Genomic DNA, 19,762 nt, shown 5'->3' with positions numbered 1-19,762 from the left:
TAAGGAGGAACAGACAATGGATAAAATAGAGACATCAAAAAAGGGATTGTATATAGGTACCGGCATAGGGCTTATCCTTTTTGTCATGGTTGGCTTGCTTTCCGGATCTCTCGTTGGCGGGCTGATCGGACTGAAATTGGCAGGGCTCATTTTCGGAGCGCCGCTGGAAGGGGCGTTGCTCTCCAGAGCGATCGTGGCGATTTCCATGATAGGCGGCGTGTTCGCCTCGGCCGTGATCTTCATAGCCGGAATGGGTTTTCTCGGCTGGACTGCGGGTTTCATATTTGACGCAACCTCAAAAGCAAGTGTGGAGACACCGCACGCCCATCCGGCAAAAGGACACTGATCTCTTCGAGAGAACGCTGTTCTCTCACGCTTTTCTTTGGTGGTTTGGGACCTTCATTTCCAACGAATGACGTAATGCCCCGTTAGAAAACACAGATTCTCTAACGGGGCTTTCTCTGCCGCCTAAACCCCGTTAGAGAACTTCAATTTCTAACGATATAAGATTGTGGCGTTGAACCACAATCTAAGGAATGATGCGTACCACGCCATAGGCGTTGCGGATTTCTCTAACGGGGTAAAAGACAGCAAGGAAAGAGTCAAGGACATCCTCGCATCCCTTGCAAAAAAAAGACTTGCTAAACAGGGATACGAGGAAGTAGTATTTTACGGACAAATATGCGTCACCTGTTAGAATACCTCTGCGAGTCAAGGAGAAACCACGTTGAACGAATCCAAGGATGTGAAAAAATCCAAGAACACCTCTGAGATGGTGAAGGACCTGAAAGAGTCTTTTCAGGCCTCTTTTTTGACCGACTGGTATACCACCCTGGTCGGTTTTTTATCGGGCACTAAATCGTTCTACATTGTGCTGGTAGTCGGTCTCGTGATAATCTACGCCGGCGCCATGGGGGCATTTGACGCGGTCCGCATCGGGTACCGGCACGCTTATGGAGTGACCCGGGAAGTCTCCTGGGGCATACTCATTTCGACCTATGTTTTCTTCGTGGTGACCTCCACCGGCCTTTGCATTGTCTCATCCATAGGACATGTTTTCGGCGTGAAAGACTTTATGCCGATCGCAAAACGGGCCGTCTTTCTTTCTATTGTGACCATCATGGCCGGATTCACCATCATTGCCTTTGAGATCGAGAACCCCTTCCGGATGGCTATCTATAATGTGCTTTCTCCCGGACTGACATCCAATATCTGGTGGATGGGTACGCTTTACGGCGCGTACATGGTCTTTATGATAGTCGAATTCATTTTTTTGCAACTGGATAACCATCAGTATGCCACCTATGCGGGCCTCGCGGGGCTGATTTCCGGCATCATCGCTCACAGCAATCTCGGGGCCATTTTTGGCATGCTTCACGGCAGGGAATACTGGTATGGTCCGTTCCTGCCGATCTACTTCATTGCCTCCGCGCTGATGTCAGGATGCGCTGCAATCATCTTCTTCACCTGGCTGGGGCATAAAATCACTAATGAGAAAATGGATCGGCCGATGGTGCGCTCCATGGAAGTCGTCGCCAAGCTCTGTACGCTCATGATTGCAATGGTGCTTTTCATGATCATATGGAAGATCATTACCGGCTTTGCGGGCGGTCCTGGAAAGATCGAGGTGTTGAAGGCCATGCTTACCGGGCCGTATGCGTTCAATTTCTGGGTACTTGAAATGGGCGTCGGACTCGTTATCCCCTTCATCATTCTCCTGACTTCCCGGTGGCAGAATTTGAACTCCATGTTTCTGGCCACGTCGATGATGATATTCGGGATTTTCTTCATGCGCTATGATCTGATCGTCCTTGGCCAGGTCGTACCGCAGTTTCATGAATTAGGGGTAAATGAATACAAGGGTCTTCTTCCCTATATGCCGTCCTTTCATGAGATCCTCATCGTTCTGATGGGCTTGGCTATGACGATAACGACGTTTATTCTTGGGGAGAAGGTATTCCAGGGACATAAGAGCGAGATCCATTAAGATCTGAACGGAGATGAGTCTATTATGAAGAAACTGAAAATAAATCTTGACGATTTGAAAAACGAGGGCCTGGCTTCTGTATCACCGATGGAGCGGAGGGAGTTCCTGAAGATCGGACTGGTCATAACCGGGGTATTTGCAGGCGGTACCATCTTCTCCGCGGTGTCGACTATCGACCGGGTTTTCGCCTCATCTGACGAAATGACGGAAAAATATCCGTATAAGCCGCATTACAGCATGGTTCTGCGCCAGTCCCGCTGCATTGATTGCGAACGGTGCGTGGAGGCGTGCAAATTGACCAACGAAGTACCGGACTACGGCTATCGGACGAGAATATTCGAGCGGGACGTTCCCGATGCCATCGGAAGGAAACGGGAATTCATCCCGGTGCTGTGCAACCACTGCAACAATCCGCCGTGCGTACGGGCCTGCCCGACGAAAGCGACCACGAAAGACAAAACAAACGGCATCGTCATGATGGATTATGATAAATGCATCGGCTGCAAGTCCTGCATGCAGGCATGTCCCTATGACGCGCGGTATTTCAATGAAGAGAAGCACGCCATCGACAAATGCAACTTCTGCATCGACACCCGTCTTTCCAAAGGTGAGAAACTGACCGCGTGTGCCGCAGCGTGCCCGGCCGGCGTGCGCATCTTCGGAGATCTGTCGGATACGACCAGCGATGTCTACAAGCTCATACATCAGCTCGAGACGCCGGTGTGGGTCTTACGTCCCGAGGTCGGCGCATTCCCGAACGTCTTTTACATGAAGGGATAATCCCGTTCAGAAAGGTGATCTATGAATCAAGTGCGACTTTCCCTGCTGTTCAGTAGTGTAATGATGGTTATGATGATTGCCGGACCGGCGTTTGCAGACAGCGGAGGAGGAGAGATCTATTATACAAAACCGCTGAAATCAGTTCTGTTCAGCCACAAACTGCACGCGGATGAACTGGGGCTCACCTGCGATATGTGCCACATGAAACTCTTTGACATGCAGGCTTTGGCCGCGCAGGAGAAAACCGACTTCACCATGAATTCGCTGTATAAGGGGAAATATTGCGGAGCCTGCCATGACGGCAAAATCGCCTTTGCTTCCAATACGCAATGCGCCCGCTGCCATGGCGGCGTAAAGGAATATGACGCTGCTCTGGAGAAGGAGAAAAAGAACCCTTCTCCCAAAGTTTCACGTGCGCCGAAGACTTTCGTGTACAAGCTCAAGGACACCGGGGCGGTCACGTTCAGCCACGAGTCACATTTACAATCATTCTCCTGTAAAGACTGCCATGCCGGCCTGTTCGCCCTGAAAAAAGGCGGCAGCAAGATGAAGATGGACTCCATGTATTCGGGCGGTTTCTGCGGCAAGTGCCATAACGGCAAGATTGCCACCGACATCACGGAATGCGCCAAATGTCATGCCCAGTAGTTCAGACAGAAAAGGGACCGGAAAACTCCGGTCCCTTTTCTGTTCATGTCACCTGACCCTTCAATACCGGGCACACTATATGAACTGCAGATATTAACCGCTCTGCGGCCTTCGCGTCTTTGCTGTTCGCTCCTTCTTTTTCCGGTAATAAACCTCCACGAGATAAAGTCCCTGCGGCGGTGCCGTCCTGCCTGCCCTCTTCCGGTCCTTTGAATCAAGTATCTCTTTTACTTCTTCGGCTTTAAACCTGCCGAGTCCCACTTCCACAAGAGTACCGACAATGTTACGCGCCATATACATAAGAAAGGCATCCGCCTCCACCAAAATCTCGACAACCTCGGCTCTTTTCCTGATTGAGACAGAGGTGATGGTCCGGACAGGCGTCTTCGCTCCGCACCCCGCACCCCGAAATGATGAAAAATCATGTTTGCCGACAAGGAACGCGGCCCCACGCCTAATAGCGCTCAGATTGAGCTTGCGGTCGATATGCCAGGCGCGGTTCCGATACAGAGCGGAAGGCGCATGCCGGTTCAGTATGATGTACTTGTAGGTTTTTCCAGAAGCACTGAATCGTGCATGAAATTCCGCCGGCACCTCTTCGGATGACAAAATCCTGATATCATGCGGCAGTAAACGATTTAAGGCCGGAGCCCAGGCTTCCGGAGGCATGCTCTTTGTTGTTGTAAAATGAGCGACATGTCCAAAGGCATGCACTCCTGCATCGGTCCTTCCCGAGGAACAGGTAACGGTAGTTTCTTTCGTGAGATCCTTGATGGCGTTTTCGAGGGTCTCCTGGATTGTAGCCGTCCCGCTTGCCGCCTGCGACTGCCAGCCATGATAATTCGTGCCATCGTATTCAAGGATAAGTTTGATGTTTCGTTTCATTCCGCATTCACCATTCCGCACTCGGTTACTCTCCCAGATACGCTTTTTTGATCCCGGGGTCTTTTTCAAGCATCGATGCCTGTCCCTGGAGCACGATTGTTCCTGTCTCCATAACGTACGCCCGGTGCGCGAGCCGAAGCGCTGCCTTTGCGTTCTGTTCCACGAGGAGGATGGTCGTCCCCTGCTGGTTGATCTCTGAGATGATCTTGAATATCCTGCTCACGATGATGGGGGCGAGACCCAGCGATGGTTCGTCAAGAAGAAGAAGCTTGGGACGGGACATGAGCGCCCTGCCGATGGCGAGCATCTGCTGTTCGCCTCCGGAGAGCGTGCCGCCGAGCTGTTTATTCCTGTCAGCAAGAGTGGGAAATATCTCGAATACCCGCGAGAGGTCATTGGCAAGCTCCTGTTTGTCCCTGATATACGCGCCCATTTCCAGATTCTCGCGCACCGTCATCCTCGCGAAGATGCGCCTTCCCTCAGGCACTTGCGAGATCCCCAATTGCACGATCTCATGCGCGGGACGGCCCGACAGCTCCGAATTGTCATACAGGATGATGCCCGACCGAAGTGCGGCAACCCCGGAGATGGACATCAAGGTCGTTGACTTGCCTGCTCCGTTCGCCCCGATCAGCGCTACGATCTCCCCTCGCTCCACCCTCAGGCTGATGCCTTTAAGAGCATCGATCATTCCATAGGAGACGGTCACCTCACGCAGCTCAAGCATACACGCCACCGAGATGCGCCGCAGCACGAAGGCAGCATGGAGGATAGACGACAAAGTAAAAAGCTCCAGGTGCAAGGCGCGCAAGTACTGAGGAATGAGGCGTACTTTTCCGTACGCCGCAGTGACGAAGGACGCCGCGCAACGCCGCAGATGGACTTTTGACGAAGTCGTCAAGCATGATGCAGACTCTCCTTGCCGAGATACGCCTCAATCACATCCGTGTTCTGCTGAATATCTTTCGGCAGGCCTTCGGCAATTTTAACACCGTGGTCGAGCACAACCACCCGGTCCGAGATTCCCATTACGACCTTCATGTCATGTTCGATCAGGAGGATTGCCACACCGTTATCACGGATCTTCCGGATCAACGTCATCAGGTCCATCGTTTCCAGCGGGTTCATCCCGGCGGCAGGTTCATCAAGGAGCAAGAGGTGCGGTTCGGTCCCAAGCGCCCGGGCGATCTCCAGCCGCCGCTGCTCCCCATAAGAGAGGTTCGTCGCAAGAGAATCATACTTTGCATCGAGCCCCACGAATTTCAAAATATCCACGGCCCGGTACTCCATGTCCCGTTCCTCTTTTATTACCCGCCGGGGCCTGATGATCGCACCGAACACCCCGGCACGTGTGCGGCAGTGTGCCGCCACCATGACGTTCTCGACCACGCTCATCCCGCTGAAAAGACGGATGTTCTGAAACGTACGCGCAATTCCCATGGACGTTATATCGTGGGGCGACATACCCGTGATGTCCCGATCGCAAAATATGGCCTTTCCCATGGTAGGCTGGAACATGCCGGTGATGCAATTGAAGAACGTGGTTTTCCCCGCCCCGTTCGGTCCGATGATGCTCACGATCCTCTCGCGTTCAACACGCATGTTGATCCCATCGAGAGCCCTGAGCCCGCCGAAGTGCTTGGCCAGATTTTTAGTTTCAAATAATAACATGATCCTTTTAAGCCTTTTAAACTATCCGGACGATCTAACCTTATTTTTCACCGCTCCCAAAAGCCCCTGCGGTCTGAACACCATCATCAGGACAAGCGCTATCCCGAACGCAAGCATCCGGTAATCCTGGAACTCCCTGAAGATCTCGGGGATCGTGATCAGGAGAAGCGCGCCGAGGATGATCCCGGGGATGCTCCCCATGCCGCCCAGGACAACCATGCAGAGAATCATGACCGATTCAAAGAACGTGAAACTCTCCGGCGAGACAAAGGCCATCTTGGCAGAGAAAAAAACCCCGACGATGCCGGCCCATGCCGATCCCAGCACAAAAGCGAGCAATTTCATCCGATAGGTATTGACCCCCATGGCCTCCGCGGCAACCTCGTCTTCGCGGATCGCCACCCATGCCCGGCCGATGCGAGACGCGATAAGCCGGTGCATGGCGAATACGGTAATGATCACGATCACGGTAATGAGATAATAGAAATCCAGGGTTGTGTGGAGCTCGTATCCGGCGATAATGGGTCTGCCGATCTTCGAGATGCCGTTCGGACCGCCGGTCATACTGTCCCAGTTGTTCAGGATGATGCGGGTTATCTCACCGAGCCCCAGGGTGACGATCGCAAAATAGTCGCCTCGCAAACGCAAGGTCGGCAAACCGAGAACGACCGCGAATACCGCGGCCACGAATCCTCCGGCAACAAGTCCGTACCAGAATGGAAGCCCGAAGGTTGTCGAAAGGATAGCATAGGTATAGGCGCCGATCGCGTAGAACGCGACGTATCCCAGATTCAGCAGTCCCGCCTGCCCTACCACGATGTTCAAACCAAGGGCAAGAACAATGTACATGCCTGTCAGTGTCATGATGTCGCGATAATAATCATTCAGGAAAAGAGGAAGGATGATCACGAAAACTACGATGAACACGTAGGTCAGCGGAACGGACGCATATCGGGAGATCGGAGGAAAGGCCGCAATTGCTTTTGAGAGCCTTTCAGCGACCGCGTTACGGACAGCCATGACCGAATCGATCCTGAGCACCCTCCAGAGAAGCATTACAAGAATGGCCGATGCTGAAACGCGAAATGCGCTGCTGATGCCGGTAAAAGGCAGCGCAAGCAGCCCAACCCAGACAGGTATCAGAAAGAGATTGAGATAATTATATCGAGCAGTACGCAGGTTGGCCATAACGAGATGCGATTATCTCATAAAAATGGCGGGATTTCAACGAATTGTTAAACGTAACTACTCATGTTCAAAGTTCCAGGTTCACGGTTCAAGGTTGGAAAGCGTTGAAGATCGAACTATTTGAAGAGTCGGTCATCGATGAAAGAATTTCAAAATTGCGGATAATGAGTTCAGAGTTTTGACGTTGTTTATTCAGCCTAGACCATGAACCTTGAACCGTGAACCTGACGTCATGAGCGGTTGCCAAGTATCATAGATTTTGTTATTTGTCTTTGATTGTTCATTTTCTCTATGGTATAATCTGCTCGATTTCAGATTAATAATGTGAATGGAGATGTACATGCTTTTGGAAGACCTGAAACTGAAGCTTATCGCAGTCAAGAACAGGATAGAGACCCTGCGGAGGCATCTTTGACACCCCTGCCAAGGAAGCAAAACTGACCGAACTTACCCACCTGATGGAAGCCTCGGGATTCTGGGACAATAAAGACAAAGCAAACGCGCTCATGAAGGATAAGGTCATGCTTGAGCGCTCGCTCAAAGACTGGAACTCGCTCTCGACACGGTTTCACGATCTCGAAGCCATGGCGGAGCTCGCGGCGGAAGAAGGAGGCGAGGCCATGCGCGCTGACCTGGAGCGCGAGATCGAATCCATCCAGAAGGACATCTCGGCTGCGGAGATCGCGGCGCTCCTCTCGGGCGAACAGGACATGACCAACGCCATCGTCTCGATCCACCCCGGCGCGGGCGGTACCGAGGCCCAGGACTGGGCCGAGATGCTGATGCGCATGTATCTGCGCTGGGCAGAGTCGCAGGGCTATAAGACCGATATCCTCGATTACCAGAACGGCGAAGAGGCAGGCGTCAAGTCCGTCACCTTCACGGTCTCAGGCAGTTACGCCTACGGGAAGGTGAAGGCGGAGGCCGGCGTTCATCGTCTCGTTCGCATCTCACCCTTTGACACGAACAAGCGCAGGCACACATCCTTTGCCTCGGTCTACGTATACCCCGAGGTCGAGGACGATATTGATATCGTTATCGATGAAAAGGAACTCCGAATCGATACCTATCGCTCATCGAGCGCCGGCGGCCAGCACGTGAACAAGACCGATTCGGCCGTGCGGATCACCCACCTGCCCACGAACATCGTGGTGCAGTGCCAGAACGAGAGATCGCAGCTCAAGAACAAGAACGTGGCGATGAAGGTGCTTCGTTCGCGGCTGTATGAGCTGAGGAAGAAAGAGCATGATGAGAAGCTCGGCAAGCTGGTAAGCGAGAAGAAGGACATTGCCTGGGGAAGTCAGATCAGGTCTTACGTGTTCCAGCCGTATCAGCTGGTGAAGGACCACCGCACGGGCGCGGAGACCGGAAACGTGACCGCCGTAATGGATGGGGATCTCAACCAGTTCATCGATGCCTATTTGATCGCGGGAGCAGGAGCAGGGTTCAGGGTCTAAGTGCTTTAAAGTGACGATAATTCGAACGAAGAACAGTGACTAAAATTCATAAAGTGACTAAAATGCCTAAAATTGGGAGTGCTCACTTTAGTGCACTTAAGAGCACTTTAATATACTTTAGGCACTTTTCATATTCCGCACTCCGCACTCGAAACGCCGCACTGGCATCAAATCCCCATCATCTGGGGAGACCGCGCCTCAACATACTTTTTCACGCCCTGGTACAACGCCTCAGCAATGCTTTGCCGATACTCCTCTGTTTTAAGAAGCTTTTCTTCCTCGATATTGCTGATAAATCCCACTTCGGCGAGAATGCTCGGCATCTCCGTGTTGATCAGCACGTAGAAAAAAGCGCGCTTAACGCCCAGGTTTACGACATGCCCCTTTATCGGCTTCATGGTGTCCACAAGAGATCCCTGCACCGCATGCGCCAGTTGGAGAGATTCCTCCAATTTATCATCCTTGGCCAAGTCGGCAAAGATCCTGTCCAATTCCGATTTCAGTTCACTCAACCGCTTGGTTGACATGGAGTTCTCGCGCGCGGCCGTCGCCATGGCATCGCGGTCCGATGCCCTGAGGCTCTGTATGTACGTCTCTATCCCGCGTACCTTGCGCTTCCGGCTTGCATTCACGTGGATGGAAACGAAAAGGTCCGCGCCCTTGGATTTTGCAATGAATGGCCTCTGCTCGAGCGGGATGAACACATCTTTGTCCCGGGTCATGACCACCGTGCACCCGAGGCCCTCCTTGACCAGAGTTGCCAGCCTCTTTGCGATATCGAGGGTAATGGTCTTTTCCTTCAGGCCCATTTTGCCCAAGGCTCCAGGGTCATGACCACCGTGTCCGGCGTCGATGGCAATGGTCTTTATCTTAAGCCCGAGTTGACGGGACAGGGAAAGCGAATCGTCGGCATAATTTTTGCCATCATGCGTCTTTGAGGGAAGCGTAGTAATGGGGTTCTGCGGCTCGACTTTTGCCCGGGGACTTGCATCTGCTGCAAATTCTTCGTTATGGCGAGAACCCGACACTGCGGTTGATGGATCGGCTACGGACATCTTGCCGCCCTCACCCGTAATGTCGATCACCAGACGTTCGGGATCATGGAGCGGAAAGGCATAGTAGCTCTTGATACTCGCAAGATCGAGAACTATCCGTACGATATCCGGTCTATACTGGCTCGACCGGACCTGCTTCAGGATCCCGTCATTCACGGGCAGCGGATCTTTTTCAACTGAAGCCGCCAGCTGCGTGTCCAGAAGATCAAAGACCAGGCGGTCCGGTTTTTTGAGTTCATGGGCCTGAAACTTGAGCGGTTTATCCTGATCGATGACAATGCGGGTATACGCGCCGCCCGACCAGTATCTTATACCGTGCACCACACCAGCGGGCTGTCCCTTGCCAATGGCCGCTATTACCGGCACGGGCATCTTTCGTATTATCGTTTCCTGCCGGCCTTTCTTCCGAACCGTTCTTACGACGAGGCCGAGTTGCGTCTTTGCCTTATCGGTCCAGGAACTGTCCGGATAGGACTTGGACAGTTTCGCATAGGTTTCCTTCGCAAGATCGTTGTCTTTCTTATACTTCAGAGACAGTTCGATGACATGATAAAGCGCTTCAGGCGCCCTGGCATGCGCGGCATACCTGGACTGGCACGCCGCGTAGAGTTGAATGGCTTCTCCGACATCCTTCGAAAACTTATTGTACTGATGGAGTTCTTGATAGATCCCGGCTTTATCAAAACAGGCGTCCCCCGCACTCGGGCTTTTGGGATATTTTTTTTCCACGAGTTCAAAGGTCCTGATGCAGTCCACCCAATAGGACCGATACTTCATTTTATTTTTGGATTTTCTGAGACTTTCCAGGCGCTGGTGGGCGATATTATACTTCTGCCCGGCCACGGAATTATAGGACGAGTATGCAGGTGCGGTAATGATCAGTAGAAAGGCGCAAGCCATGAAGGCCGCGATACAGGAACGGCCGCATTTCATCATAGTTTTCCTGATGTTATTTAACCGAATTGCGGGGATATGTCAACAAAAAAAGGCCCCGGTATCCGGGGCCTGTAACGTCACGAAGCGAACTTCCTTATGATGCTGCCTTGGCCATCTCGACAAGCTTCGCAAAACCCGTCGGGTCCGTGATCGCGAGGTCCGAAAGGATCTTACGGTCCAGCGCCACACCGGACTTCGTCAGGCCGGCGATGAACCTGCTGTACGTCACCCCGTTCAGCCTGGACGCGGCGTTGATGCGCGCGATCCAGAGTCTGCGGAAATCCCGTTTCCGTGCCTTCCGGTCACGATACGCATACTTAAGCGAACGGTCCACTTGTTCGGTGGCACTGCGGAACAGTTTCGATTTTGCTCCCCAGTAGCCTTCTGCAAGGTCAAGTACTCTTTTTCTTCGGGCCCTCGTCTTGGGGCCGCCTTTAGCTCTCGGCATTTTATCTTCCTCCTTAAATCCAGACCTTCAGACGTCAGATATGCAGATATTCTTGTTTATCATGAAAGCACTACCGTTTGTATCCATGGCCTGCCGTCTGACCATCTGTTCTCTTTCGTCTGTTGTCTGATAGACAGTCTTCTGTCTTCTGATTATTTATTTAACACCGTACGGAAGCATCTGTCTGGCATTCTCCAGATTATCCTTGGTAAGCTCCACCGCGCCGGAAAGCCGTCTCCTTCGCGTGGCGTTCTTGCCTGACAACAGATGGCCCTTCCATCCCTTGCGTCTCATGACCTTGCCCGTGCCCGTGATCTTCATTCTCTTGGCCGTGCTCTTCCTGGTCTTCAATTTTATCTTTGTCTTTATCTTTGCCTTGACCTTGGCTTTTGACTTTGCCATTTCTTTCCCCCTCCGAGATATCAGGTTCTGCTGCTTCCTGTATAGCAACAACGGAAAAACATTCTTCCGCGGCATCACGTAATGTTCATCGCTGAGAACTATTTTTTTGCCACCGCTTCCTTTATCTTGGCCCCAAGCATCATCGTCATATTTCTGCCTTCCATGCGAGGAGATTGTTCCACGGCGGCATCGTTCTGCAGATCGGCCAGGATGCGGTCCAGCAATGCCCTGCCGTGCGTCGTGTGGGCCATCTCCCGGCCGCGGAACATGACGGTCACCTTGACCTTGTTGCCTTCTTCAAGAAAGCGCTTGATGTTGTTTGTCTTGAACTGCACATCATGGTCGTCAGTACGGGGCCTCATCTTGATCTCTTTAACGACGATGACGCTCTGGTGTTTCTTGGACTCATGTGCCTTTTTGGCGATCTCGTATTTATATTTACCGAAATCCATGATACGGCAAACCGGAGGCTTTGCCGTGGGCGCTACTTCCACCAGGTCAAGCCCGGCCTCTTCAGCCCTTTTGATCGCCTCACGGGTATCGAGGATCCCGAGCTGTTCGCCTTCCGCGGAAATAACGCGGACGTCTTTCACCTTGATCATAAAATTGATTCTTGTCGTAATTTTACTGATAAACAATCACCCCCTTGATCCCGCCTTGCGGAAAATTACAACTAGTGAACTGCATATTGGAAATTTTAAATTTATAATTTGTTACCGTTTCTCACTGATCTCTTTCTGCGTCTTATCGATGAACTCCGCAAGCGGCATTGCGCCGAGGTCCTTGCCGCCCCGCTCGCGCACCGCAACCATATTCTGCTGAACTTCCTTGTCCCCCACTACGAGGATGTACGGCACCTTCTCCATCGCTGCCTCGCGGATCTTGAATCCCATCTTTTCCGAACGGGCATCCAGTTCCGTCCTGACGCCCGCTGCGAGCAGTTGATCCCTCACGCTCCTGGCATAGGAGAGCTGATTATCGGTAATGGATATCACCTTCGCCTGCACCGGCGCCAGCCAGACCGGGAACGCACCGGCATAATGCTCGATCAACATGCCAAAAAAGCGTTCAATAGACCCGAGCAGAGCCCGATGGATCATATACGGTCGATGCGCCTGATTGTCAACACCGATAAAGCTCATGTCGAATCTTTCAGACATGTTGAAGTCGAATTGGACCGTTGAGCACTGCCACAATCTTCCAAGGGCGTCTTTGATCTTAATGTCGATCTTGGGGCCGTAGAATGCTCCGCCGCCTTCGTCCATCTCGTATCCAAGGTTGACCTTTTCAGCGGCAACCTTGAGGGCTTGCGTTGCCTGCTCCCACACGGCATTATCACCAACCGATTTTTCCGGTCGCGTTGCAATATAAGCCTTGAAATCCTCGAACCCGAAGGTCCTGAGCATTTTTACGACAAAACCGATGACCCGGATAACTTCGGTCTCCATATCCTCCGGCGCCACGAAAATATGGGCGTCATCCTGCGTAAAACCACGAACGCGCAGCAACCCGTGCAGAACGCCTGAGCGCTCGAACCGGTACACCGTACCGAGTTCAGCGTACCGCAGCGGCAGTTCACGGTAGGAGCGAAGCTTATTCTTGTAGATCATAATGTGGAACGGGCAGTTCATCGGTTTTACATAGTACTCCTGCCCTTCCACTTCCATGGAAGAATACATGTTCTCTCGGTAAAAGCCGAGATGACCAGAGGTCTCCCATAGATTAGCGCGGCCCACATGAGGAGAATACACAAAATCATAGCCGTTCTTCTGGTGTTCGTCGCGCCAATAATCCTCGATGGTCTTGCGTATCAGCGCGCCCCGTGGATGCCACAAGACCAGTCCACCGCCGACCTCGTCGGACACGGAAAACAGGTCCAGGTCCTTGCCGAGCTTCCGGTGGTCCCTGCGCTTGATCTCCTCGAGCCTCGCGACATGAGCGTCGAGCGCGTCCTTTGCCGGGAACGAGATGCCGTAGATCCGCTGCAGCATCTTGTTCTTTTCGCTGCCGCGCCAGTAGGCTCCCGCGATCGAGAGAAGCTTAAAAGTCTTGATCTTTGCCGTCGACGGTACGTGCGGCCCGCGGCAGAGGTCCGCGAAATCGCCCTGCTCATAGATCGAGATCGTTTCGCCATCAGGGAGTTCGTTGATGAGCTCTACCTTGTAAGACTCACCCTTTTTATCAAAGAACGCCAGGGCCTCAGCCTTGGAAAGTGATTTTCTGGTAATTCCTGTGGCTGCCTTGACCAGCTCTGCCATCTTTTTTTCGATCTTGACAAGATCTTCGGGCGTCAGGGGACGCTCGATATCGAAATCGTAGTAGAACCCCTCCTCAATTGCCGGACCGATGGCGAGCTTTGCCTGGGGGAAAAGCTGCTTCACGGCGTGCGCCATGAGATGCGAGGTACTGTGCCAGTACACTTCACGACCCTCCGGGACATCAAAGGTCACGATCGCAATTCCGGCGCTTCGTTCAATCGGGATGGTGAGATCCTGAAGATGACCGTCAATTTTAATGGCAAGCGCGTCTTTAGCGAGGCGAGAGCCGATTTTCTCGGCAACTTCCTGACCGGTGATGCCAGAGGCATACTTTCTGTCCTGACCGTCAGGCAGCCTGAGCTGTATTTCACTCATAAGATTGATAACATAGATGATAGAACAGTAATTAAATCATGGTAGGCCCGGGCGGTATCGAACCGCCGACCTCTACCGTGTCAAGGTAGCGCTCTCCCCCTGAGCTACGAGCCTATATTTAATATTTGCAACAGCGAATTGTATGAAATTTCAGAGGTTTTGTCAAGGATAAAAACTTCCTGACCAATTAATTTATACCAACAGAAACAACGGCTGAAAATAGATTTTCGCAGAAAGACTGGATAAAACAAATGATTATCGAGAGATGAACACCCGCCAAACAGTCGGTTCATAGCATTATCTTGATCAGCGACAAGCCCGAATCAATAATAAATCGGGCCAAAATCCTTGATGGGAATAAAGGCGGATCAAATCCATGAAAATATCACGATCCTTCATGGCTAAATTATCAGAACAGGAAATAAACTACACCTATCCCGATGGTGACGGGGGCATACTTAACAGAAGCGGTCCCGGCAACCGATCCACTGGTCACCTCTTTTTTCAGGTCAATTGACGCCCCGCTTATTTCGACATAGCCGAACAGGCTGTTGCTCAGCGGGATCTCGGCGCCGATCACACCGCTCACCCCGCTTCCCTTGAAGTTGGTCTTGACGTCGATGACCTCCACCGACCTTTCCGTGGTGACATTCAAATACCCGACACCCAGATACGGATTGATCCCCGAGGGGCGAGGAGACCTCACGAGAAGACGGGCTTCAGCGATGGTAAACGACCCTACGGTGTAACTGCCTTGAAACCCAACAGAGGTGAACGGCCACAGGATAACCGTTGCCCCACCGGAACCATTCACCGTATTCGCGCAAACACCGAGGCCGAGATGTCTTGATTCCATTGGATAGCTGTCTTCCTGATCCGAGGGAATTACCCTGGTACGCGAAACGTTCACTTCCGGTTGTACCGTTTTCTCGGGAGGAAGCGATGGATCCACAGCAACAAATGTTTTTGAGAGACTATGCAACGGGCTCATGCCCCTGGAATATACATTGAAATCCACTTTATAGGCCCCGGCCGATTTCATGTCGTATTCCCTGGGTATGGTAAAAGATCTGATCTCTCCGGCGTTCATGTTTACCTTCTTCCATGTCCACGATTTTACGACATGGTCAGGCAGGACCACGGCAGCGATGACGATCATTCCCACGGTTTCACCGGGCTTATTATCCTTATTCGCTTTAATACTTCCGGTAATTTCCGGATGCTTCCCGATCGTTGTTTCAGTGGGGACTATCTGAATGGATTGGATTTCAACGGGACCGGCAAGCGCAGCATGAGATGCTCCTGACATAAGAAGGAGCAACAGTATTGTTTGTATGATCATTGTAAGCGGTCCGTAGTTCATGATTGGTCAAAGAATATATAAATTGTTCATTCAGTAAAACATATTCATGCATTTTTGTCAATGCAGAACATATTCGCAAGGAGAGCATCAAAATATCATTAAAACCATTTGACATCCTCGTATTAATTGAATAGTATGTAACCATTACTATCAAGCGGTTTATGAATAACCTCTATTCACTTCCCCACGAGGACTGAAATGTATCAAAAATCCCGGATAAATGTCATTCCTGTTATACTGTTCTGCGTCGTCCTTTCAGTCAGTATTTCAGGTTGCTCTAATAAAGACGCAGATTTTGATCCCAGATCAGCACTCGCATCAACCCCTACAACAACCCTGACGTTGACATGGGATGCGCCTACAACGTACACGGACGGCTCGACGCTTGCATCGGGCGATCTAAAAGAATTCAGAATTTATTTTAGTAATCAGCCCGGCAGCTACTCGACCGGCAGTTACTATATAGTGCTCGCTCCGGCAACGAGCGTCACGGTAACAGAAATCATCTCACAGCCGGCAGGAACATATTATTTTGTTGTGACCGCGGTGGATACTACGAATATGGAAAGTGATATTTCCAATGAAGTAAGCAGGAACTTCCAGTGACCCCATACCTTGATTCCCTGCTCCACCTCCTCGCGTCCTTCGTCCATCGGTACCGCCTGTCTCATGTCTCCTATCAACTGTCTGTCATCCATCGTCCATCGTCCGTCTTCCCGCGCCCTACTTCTTACTTCTACCCTCGTCCATCGTTTACTGTGGCTCCTGCCTTCCTACTCGCAACGCTTTCCAGATCGCTCCAACAACAAACAAAAAAGGCTTAGGAAGCATCTCCTAAACCTTTTTTAATAGGCCGTCTTAATTCAATAAGACAACCTGTATTATCTGTATTAATTTATATTACAAAGTCTTTCTATTCTTTCTTCCCAAAAACCCCAATCCCAAAAGTCCCATGCCCATGAGCCAGAGTGATGACGGCTCGGGAACCTGGTGACCATTGCTCTGCGCATCGTGCGAGAAGGGAGCAAAGGAATTGATGTCAATATCGCTAACAGTAGTACAAATCCTGTTTTGTCCCTGACCAGTGCATACCCTGGTCGGGGTAGTCAAAGAATTGTACAAATCAAAATGGATGAAATAACCCGGATCAAGGGCTGAAGTATCTATCGTGAAGGCATGGTAATACATGGTGCCATTTGCATTCGGCGTAGGCCCAGAACCTGCATAGTCTTGAGTGTTATACGCTGTCGCTTTATTATTTAGATCGAATTGAAAAGCAAATTGAATAAAGTAAGTGTTAAATATATCATGCTTTGCCAGGTCGCCGTTTTCAAACAATTGAGTCTCGAAGGTTTCAATTGGAGGCGTTCCATAAACCATGCCGCTCGTCACATTAATGGGATTTCCGTTAACTGAAAAGGAACCCAAGGTATCTGGCGAGGAAACCTTTGGCGTGACTGCAGCGGAAATATAATACCAGTCATCCAGTGGAGTAGTCGCATCCGGAAGCAGATAAGCATATAAGGTAAAATCAGTACCGCTGGAATAAATCGTTTCGTCAGGACCATAGTAACCACCGGCAATATCAAGCTGCAAACTGGGAATGGCCTGTGCACTCTGTCCCAGTGCAAGTATTAAAAATAATGCAAACAGCATAACAATTGTACGTTTCATAGTAAACCCTCATTTTTTCAATAGGTATAATTATTTGAAGTTATATATTGCAACATCAATGCCTATTTATAACTTATTGTATTAATTAGTTTTAATTACGTTAATATAAAAATGTAAATAAATGCTTTTCGCTATATTGATATCAGTTAGCCCAATATTGAGCGATCAATGATAATATATGTATTTGTTATTATTAATAATTATAATATATCACAACAAAAAATGGTGTATTATTAACGTGGTTCACAAATAATAATTGTTATAATATGTAAATTTATCTGACAACTTTTCAGGTTGTTGCATAAAATTACAACTTGACAGCATAAGCAAAAGGTCTCGCAACTGGGCAATAAATCCATTTTCTTCAAGCAGTTTAATCCTGCGACGATCAAGAACGCGGTTCTTCGCTGCGCTAAGAATTACAACTAAAGGTGCAGAACAATATACGGTGCTGATGGCATTATTACAACAGTCTGTTTACCTGAATTGTCCCTCTAATAGGTTGCTGAAAAACGTTTTGTTTACCCTTCGACGGGCTCAGGGAGAACGGAACGGGCATTGAAATTGTTGTTCTTTATCCGTTCGTGGTGAGCTTGTCGAACCACTCTAATAACTTTTTCAGCAGCCCGCTAAGAACCGTCTTTCAACTCTTTTAAGTCAACGTTTTCCGGTTGCAACGTCCCATTGTACAATCCATGCTTCTTCATGATGTCATACAAGGTCGGTCTGCTGATCCCCAGTTCTTCCGCCGATTTTGCAATGTTTCCACCATACCGGTCGAGCGCGAACACTACCATTTCCTTTTCTATTCTCTCTTTCGCTTCCTTCAGCGTCCTGATGTCGGAATGGATCGTCGGATGGGTCATCAACTTCGCGTCAAACCCAAGATCATGGGGTTCAACGAGGGGTCCTTCTGATAAAAGAACGGCTCTCTGGATCTTGTTCTCCAGTTCCCGTATGTTTCCCGGCCACTCATACGTCTCCATGCTCTCAAGGGCAGTGGAGTTGAAACCCCGGATCCTCTTCGTATACAGATCGCAATATCGTTTCAAAAAAAACGTCGCGAGGACCATGATATCGCCTTTTCGTTCCCGGAGCGGCGGGACCTTTATCAAGACCACCCCAAGCCTGTAGTAGAGGTCCTCCCTGAATTTCCCCGATCGTATTTCCTTTGCAAGGTCCTTGTTCGTTGCGGCAAGGATCCTTGTGTTGACCGTGATATCTTCCCGGCCGCCTACCCGCTGAATGGTCTTGTCCTGAAGAAAGCGGAGCAACTTTACCTGGAGCAGTGCGGGAAGTTCGGCAATTTCATCAAGAAAAAGGGTCCCATTCTGGGCATATTCCACCTTACCCTGTACCTGCGCATGGGCCCCGGTGAACGATCCCTTCTCATGACCGAAGAGCTCGGTTTCAAGAAGCGTCTCCGGGATCGCACCGCAGTTAATGGGAACAAAGGGGCCGTCCTTGCGCAGGCTCATGGCGTGGATCGCCCGGGCAACCAGTTCCTTTCCGGTGCCGCTCTCTCCCTGGACAAGAACAGCGGCTTCCGAAGATGCGATCTTCCGCATGGTGGAAAACACCGATTGCATCTCCGGACACTGGCCGATCATGCCGCCGAACTGGGCGGTCTGTCGTTCAAGGGCATTGTACAACGAGCGATTCTGCTCTTCAATGGAGGAAAGGTGAAATGCGCGCCGGACAATGACCTTAAGCTCTTCCAGGTTTATCGGTTTCTGATAAAAGTCATACGCTCCCATATGAATGGATTTGAGGGCATTTTCCCGCTGATCATTGCCCGTTATAAGAATGATTTTTGCCGCGGGATTAAGTTTGAGCATTTCATGAAGACACCGAAATCCTTCTTCGGTCCCATTCTCGTGGGGAGGAAGTCCCAGATCCAGGGTCACCACTCGGGGGGCGTTCTTTTTGAACTGGGAAAGCGCTTCCTTTCCATCCTTGGCAAGGACCAAGGTGTATTCCTTGTTAAAGCCCCATTTCAGCTGTGTCCGTATTTCTTCGCTGTCATCGACTATCATCAGTTTTTCCATGGCAATGATCCCCTTAGTGTTCCCATTTTTTTCCGGTTTTTGTTCCATACAGTATGGCGAGAGCCGTGAGCGCCCCGCAGATATCAATGAATATATCTGTCCCGGACGAATGCCTTCCGGGAATAAATGATTGGTGATACTCGTCACTGACGGAATAGAGAAGAGCAAAGAGCAGGCTCATCAGAAAAATGCCGGCCCCCGACTCCCTGAGCGATTGTCTTCCTTTGAGCGCGTACAGATACAAAACAGCAAGGACGCCAAAAATGATAACGTGGCCGGCTTTCTTGACCATGTTGATCACCAGCGTATCCGGACCCAGCTGATCTCCCGGAATGGAAGACAGATAAAATATCACGTACATCCAGAGCAGTGAGCAAAGGGCAAAGATAAATGATCTCATCGCATTTTCTGGTCCTGACCATGCATGATAAAGTAGAAATACGTGAGATCCGCCGCCGAGGCGCTGAGCCGCGGAGATTCCCGCTTTCGCGGGAATGACGTTCTTGTGAAATTTAACAGGTTGTTGAAAAACGCTCCGTTTACCCTTCGACCCTTCGGCAAGCTCAGGGCTCAGGGAGAACGGAACG

At 50.7% G+C, this 19,762-nt stretch carries 19 protein-coding genes and 1 tRNA gene; 6 read left to right on the top strand and 14 right to left on the bottom strand.

Going from position 1 to position 19,762, the window contains the following annotated elements; all coding sequences use genetic code 11:
- The first annotated feature begins 16 nt into the window (after positions 1 to 16).
- The 4 genes from M0R70_01270 to M0R70_01255 all read left to right on the top strand — a co-directional run bounded on the left by M0R70_01270 (position 17) and on the right by M0R70_01255 (position 3,415).
- The gene (locus M0R70_01270; protein MCK9417990.1) at positions 17 to 346 is read left to right on the top strand and encodes a hypothetical protein; all 330 of its coding nucleotides are present in this window, start codon (positions 17 to 19) and stop codon (positions 344 to 346) included.
- A gap of 381 nt (positions 347 to 727) precedes the next feature.
- On the top strand, positions 728 to 1,987 hold the full coding sequence (gene nrfD, locus M0R70_01265; protein ID MCK9417989.1) for a polysulfide reductase NrfD: 1,260 nt from the start codon (positions 728 to 730) through the stop codon (positions 1,985 to 1,987).
- Between the two features lie 24 nt (positions 1,988 to 2,011).
- Complete coding sequence (locus tag M0R70_01260) at positions 2,012 to 2,767, top strand: 4Fe-4S dicluster domain-containing protein (GenBank protein ID MCK9417988.1); 756 nt, start codon at positions 2,012 to 2,014, stop codon at positions 2,765 to 2,767.
- A 21-nt stretch (positions 2,768 to 2,788) separates the two neighbouring features.
- The gene (locus M0R70_01255; protein MCK9417987.1) at positions 2,789 to 3,415 is read left to right on the top strand and encodes a cytochrome c3 family protein; all 627 of its coding nucleotides are present in this window, start codon (positions 2,789 to 2,791) and stop codon (positions 3,413 to 3,415) included.
- A gap of 93 nt (positions 3,416 to 3,508) precedes the next feature.
- On the opposite strand, the gene truA is transcribed toward M0R70_01255, so the two are convergent.
- The 4 genes from truA to M0R70_01235 form a co-directional block, all read right to left on the bottom strand.
- Positions 3,509 to 4,300: a tRNA pseudouridine(38-40) synthase TruA gene (gene truA, locus M0R70_01250; GenBank protein ID MCK9417986.1), complete on the bottom strand. Its 792-nt coding sequence runs from the start codon at positions 4,298 to 4,300 to the stop codon at positions 3,509 to 3,511.
- 25 nt (positions 4,301 to 4,325) lie between these two features.
- Positions 4,326 to 5,027: an ABC transporter ATP-binding protein gene (locus M0R70_01245; GenBank protein ID MCK9417985.1), complete on the bottom strand. Its 702-nt coding sequence runs from the start codon at positions 5,025 to 5,027 to the stop codon at positions 4,326 to 4,328.
- Positions 5,028 to 5,197: 170 nt separating this feature from the next.
- Positions 5,198 to 5,971, bottom strand: coding sequence for an ABC transporter ATP-binding protein (locus tag M0R70_01240; protein ID MCK9417984.1), 774 nt, complete (start codon positions 5,969 to 5,971; stop codon positions 5,198 to 5,200).
- A gap of 21 nt (positions 5,972 to 5,992) precedes the next feature.
- Entirely contained in the window at positions 5,993 to 7,159 is a 1,167-nt protein-coding gene (locus M0R70_01235; protein MCK9417983.1) for a branched-chain amino acid ABC transporter permease, read from the bottom strand.
- Between the two features lie 340 nt (positions 7,160 to 7,499).
- Here M0R70_01235 and prfB point away from each other — a divergent pair.
- Positions 7,500 to 8,616 (top strand): peptide chain release factor 2 gene (prfB, locus tag M0R70_01230; GenBank protein ID MCK9417982.1). Its coding sequence is split into 2 segments (ribosomal slippage): positions 7,500 to 7,571 and positions 7,573 to 8,616, totalling 1,116 coding nucleotides; the frame shifts between segments, so codons are not numbered across the junction.
- 167 nt (positions 8,617 to 8,783) lie between these two features.
- On the opposite strand, the gene M0R70_01225 is transcribed toward prfB, so the two are convergent.
- The 7 genes from M0R70_01225 to M0R70_01195 all read right to left on the bottom strand — a co-directional run bounded on the left by M0R70_01225 (position 8,784) and on the right by M0R70_01195 (position 15,432).
- Positions 8,784 to 10,607: an N-acetylmuramoyl-L-alanine amidase gene (locus M0R70_01225; protein ID MCK9417981.1), complete on the bottom strand. Its 1,824-nt coding sequence runs from the start codon at positions 10,605 to 10,607 to the stop codon at positions 8,784 to 8,786.
- 94 nt (positions 10,608 to 10,701) lie between these two features.
- Positions 10,702 to 11,055, bottom strand: a complete 354-nt coding sequence (gene rplT, locus M0R70_01220) for a 50S ribosomal protein L20 (GenBank protein MCK9417980.1) — start codon at positions 11,053 to 11,055, stop codon at positions 10,702 to 10,704.
- A 156-nt stretch (positions 11,056 to 11,211) separates the two neighbouring features.
- Positions 11,212 to 11,457 (bottom strand): 50S ribosomal protein L35, encoded by a 246-nt coding sequence (gene rpmI / locus M0R70_01215; protein MCK9417979.1) that lies wholly within the window; start codon positions 11,455 to 11,457, stop codon positions 11,212 to 11,214.
- 98 nt (positions 11,458 to 11,555) lie between these two features.
- Positions 11,556 to 12,059 (bottom strand): translation initiation factor IF-3, encoded by a 504-nt coding sequence (gene infC, locus M0R70_01210; protein ID MCK9417978.1) that lies wholly within the window; start codon positions 12,057 to 12,059, stop codon positions 11,556 to 11,558.
- A 111-nt stretch (positions 12,060 to 12,170) separates the two neighbouring features.
- Complete coding sequence (gene thrS, locus M0R70_01205; GenBank protein ID MCK9417977.1) at positions 12,171 to 14,090, bottom strand: threonine--tRNA ligase; 1,920 nt, start codon at positions 14,088 to 14,090, stop codon at positions 12,171 to 12,173.
- 39 nt (positions 14,091 to 14,129) lie between these two features.
- A tRNA-Val gene (locus M0R70_01200) sits at positions 14,130 to 14,204 on the bottom strand.
- 295 nt (positions 14,205 to 14,499) lie between these two features.
- Positions 14,500 to 15,432: a porin family protein gene (locus M0R70_01195; protein MCK9417976.1), complete on the bottom strand. Its 933-nt coding sequence runs from the start codon at positions 15,430 to 15,432 to the stop codon at positions 14,500 to 14,502.
- Between the two features lie 219 nt (positions 15,433 to 15,651).
- Here M0R70_01195 and M0R70_01190 point away from each other — a divergent pair, with 219 nt between their 5' ends.
- The gene (locus M0R70_01190) at positions 15,652 to 16,059 is read left to right on the top strand and encodes a hypothetical protein (GenBank protein MCK9417975.1); all 408 of its coding nucleotides are present in this window, start codon (positions 15,652 to 15,654) and stop codon (positions 16,057 to 16,059) included.
- Positions 16,060 to 16,353: 294 nt separating this feature from the next.
- Here M0R70_01190 and M0R70_01185 read toward each other — a convergent pair whose 3' ends face one another.
- The 3 genes from M0R70_01185 to M0R70_01175 form a co-directional block, all read right to left on the bottom strand.
- Positions 16,354 to 17,127, bottom strand: coding sequence for a choice-of-anchor N protein (locus tag M0R70_01185; GenBank protein MCK9417974.1), 774 nt, complete (start codon positions 17,125 to 17,127; stop codon positions 16,354 to 16,356).
- A 629-nt stretch (positions 17,128 to 17,756) separates the two neighbouring features.
- Positions 17,757 to 19,175 carry a PEP-CTERM-box response regulator transcription factor gene (gene prsR / locus M0R70_01180; protein MCK9417973.1) on the bottom strand — a complete coding sequence of 473 codons (1,419 nt, stop codon included), beginning with the start codon at positions 19,173 to 19,175 and terminating at the stop codon, positions 17,757 to 17,759.
- A 13-nt stretch (positions 19,176 to 19,188) separates the two neighbouring features.
- A complete protein-coding gene (locus tag M0R70_01175; GenBank protein MCK9417972.1) occupies positions 19,189 to 19,575 on the bottom strand; it encodes a VanZ family protein in 387 nt (128 codons plus the stop codon).
- Positions 19,576 to 19,762 lie beyond the last annotated feature (187 nt).

The sequence above is a fragment of the Nitrospirota bacterium genome (genome assembly GCA_023229435.1).
Classification (GTDB): Bacteria; Nitrospirota; UBA9217; order UBA9217; family UBA9217; genus JALNZF01.
Note: the sequence above shows the minus strand (reverse complement) of the source record. Positions and strands in the feature narration are given on the sequence as shown.